Below are 3,009 nucleotides of genomic sequence, written 5' to 3' on the forward strand. Positions count from 1 at the left end.
TCGGGACGGAACCCCGAGGAGACAAAGCTAGGCCTGCCCGTGCGAAGCCGCCGCGAAGCGGCGCAGAAGTCCGGCCATTCCTGGTCGGACTTCTGACGGGCGAGACCAGCGCCGCCGCGAAACACCAAGCAGCGCAAAGGAGCATGAGCCATGTCCGGAATGACCCCCCCTCCCGCTGACCCGCCGGCCACGGCCGGGTTTACGTTCGATCCCACCACGACCGAGTTCGCTCGCGATCCATTTCCCACCTACCGTTACCTGCGCACGCACGCTCCCGTGTACCAGTGGGAGGCCGGGCGCTCATGGGTGGTGACCCGGCATGAGGACGTGGCGCTCGTGCTGCGTGACCGGCGGTTCAGCGTCAGCCCGCGCCACTGGATTCACGCGGAGCCGACGCCGATGGAAGGTTCCATCGCGGAGTTCTACCGGCTCGTGGGCTCGGGCCTCGCGGGCGCGCCGCCCGACGATCACGTCCGCATGCGCAAGCTCGTCAACCCGGCATTCAACCCCCGGGCCATCGAGCGCATGCGAGAGAGGATCCAGCACATCGTCAATGGCATGATGGACGCGGCGGTGCGGGAGGATACGATCGAGATCCGCAACGACTTCGCGGAGATGCTCCCGATCCGCGTCCTCGGGTGCATCCTCGGCATCCCGGCCGACGAGGACGTCGCGTTCCGCGCCTTCGCCCTGGCCCTGATCAAGGCCCTCAACCCCTGGCGTGCGCGCGACGAGCTCGCCCAGTCCGTCGCGGCGGTGCTCGACGGCAAGCGCCTGCTGGAGCGCCTCATCGAGTCGCGCCGGGGCGTCCCTGGCGATGACCTGCTCACCGATCTCATCCGGGCGGAGGAGGCGGGCGATCGCCTGACCATCGATCAGCTCATGGGGATCATCATCGGTCTGCTCATCGCCGGCTCGGATACGACCGTGCACGGGCTCTGCTTCGCCGTATTTGAGCTGCTCCGGCACCCGGATGCGCTGGAGGCCGTGCTCAAGGATCGCACGCTCCTCAAGGGAGCGATCGACGAGTCGCTCAGGCACAACCCCTTCATGAAATTCGGTACGCTGCCCCGCTACGCGCTGGAGGATGTCCAGATCCGCGGCGTGACGATCCCGAAGGGGCACCGCGTTCATCCCATCGTGAGCGCCGCCCTGCACGACTCGGAGGTCTACCCGAACCCCGAGGTGTTCGACCTCCGCCGCGACAATACGGGCTCCCTGGTGTTCGGCGTCGGGCCGCACTACTGCCTGGGCGCGCCGCTCGCCCGCCTCGAGCTCAACATCGCCGTGGGCTCGCTGCTCGATCGGTCTTCGAACCCTCGCCTCGTTGATGTCGAACCCGAGTTCCGCCCGAACCCGCAGATGCGCGACATGGTGACGCTGCGCGTCGCGCTGGGTCCGAAAGCGCGCTGAGGTCCCCCTGCGGGCGCTTGGCCTGCGCGGCCTTGTGCCCGCAGATCAGGCGGACTGGTGCGCGCGGATCCGGTGGGCGAGCACCCGGAGCATCGCCCCTGGGCTGAGCACGGAATAGGACGGGCGAAGCAGGTGTCCGACCTCCACGAGGAGGCGGGCGACCTCCGGCTGGCTCGCCGCTGTCTCCAGGAGGAGATCGGCATATGCGCGGAGAGCGCGCTTGGGTGCCTCGCGGAGGGGGCTGCCCGATCCTTTCAGGCCACGGGTGTGGGGCCACGCTCCGTCGGCGCTGGTGGCGCGCGTCCATACGTCCTTGTTCAGTCGCGCCAGCCGCTTCTGGAATCTAGCCCCGAGCTCCTGAAGGCCGCCCTGCGGCCGGATCGTGCGCTGCCGGGTGAGCTCCTCGGCCAGGGCGAGCGCCCCCAACGTGGCGTTGGTTATGCCGTGTCCATAAAGCGGGTTGAGGGCGCATACCGAGTCGCCGATGAGGACGAAATTTTCGGGAAAGCGGCGCAGCCGCTCGTAACGATAGAGCCGGTTCTCCGTCGATCCGCTGCGGTAGATCGGCCCCAGGGGCTCCGCCGCCATGAGGCTCTCGTAAACGTTGGGGATCGAGAGCGAGCGTGCGAATTCGAGGAACCCCTCGTCGTCGGTCGGCGGGTGATCGTCGCCCATCGACGCGAGGCACACGAGCCAGCGGTTGCCCTCGACCGGGAAAATGGCGCCGCTCCGCGGCTGGTTGGGCGCGCGTGGGACCGTCGACAGGAGCTTCCAGTCAGCGCGGAAGTCGGGCTTCGGAGCATACAGCCGACACGCATAGGTCAAGGCGCTGTCGATCGTCGTCTCCTCGGGGGCATCGAAGCCGAGCGCTGTCAGCCAGGACCCGGCGCGGGACTGGCGGCCACCCGCATCCACGACCAGATCCGCCGTGAGGACCTCTTCCCCGCCCTCACTCGCCAGCCGCACGCCGGTGACCGTGCGCTTGTCAGGGCCCACCACGAGCCCCAGCGCGGTCGTCCCTTCGAGGAAAGAGATGCCGGGCGACGCCTTCAGATAGCGATGAATATGCCAGTCGATGAGCGGCCTCGTGCACCCGCGGACAATGAGCTCCGAGTCGAATCGCGCCATGGTTTTGCCGTGATTGAAGACGGCAGCGCCGCGGCCGTAATCGAAGGAGACCGCGCCGTCCTTCTCCAGATCTGCAGCGAGGCTGGGAAAGAGCCGCTCGAGCTCTATCCGGCCGCGGATCAAGACGAAGTGGACGTGCCGGCCCTGGGGAACCCCCTTCCGGGGGCCGGGCTCCGCCGGGAGCCGATCGCGCTCGATGATGGTGATTCGCTCGAAGTGGTCCTTGATGGCACGCGCCGTGACCATCCCGGCGATGCTGCCGCCGATCACAATCGCGTGACGATATACCTGTTGCCTCATATGACCCCGCAGAAGAGGACCTGCCCAGAGCGCCGCGTCCTACGGCACGGCCTGCTTGAAGCCGATCTCACAGCGCTGACCTCCGTTCAACGGAGGAGAGGAGAATGCCCGGTTATAGATCAAGGGACCTGGAAACGATAGTCGCCGTGTGACGGCATGCGCCCGCAC

General features: G+C 67.6%; 2 protein-coding genes. One reads left to right on the forward strand and one right to left on the reverse strand.

What is annotated here, in order from left to right; translation table 11 throughout:
- Positions 1–150 precede the first annotated feature (150 nt).
- Positions 151–1,413: a cytochrome P450 gene (locus WME75_RS42310; protein WP_437483066.1), complete on the forward strand. Its 1,263-nt coding sequence runs from the start codon at positions 151–153 to the stop codon at positions 1,411–1,413.
- Positions 1,414–1,458: 45 nt separating this feature from the next.
- Here WME75_RS42310 and WME75_RS42315 read toward each other — a convergent pair whose 3' ends face one another.
- Positions 1,459–2,787 (reverse strand): NAD(P)/FAD-dependent oxidoreductase, encoded by a 1,329-nt coding sequence (locus tag WME75_RS42315; protein ID WP_437483068.1) that lies wholly within the window; start codon positions 2,785–2,787, stop codon positions 1,459–1,461.
- Positions 2,788–3,009 lie beyond the last annotated feature (222 nt).

Origin of the sequence: Sorangium sp. So ce1014 (assembly GCF_051521505.1) — a bacterium.
In the GTDB taxonomy this organism is placed as follows: domain Bacteria; phylum Myxococcota_A; class Polyangia; order Polyangiales; family Polyangiaceae; genus Sorangium.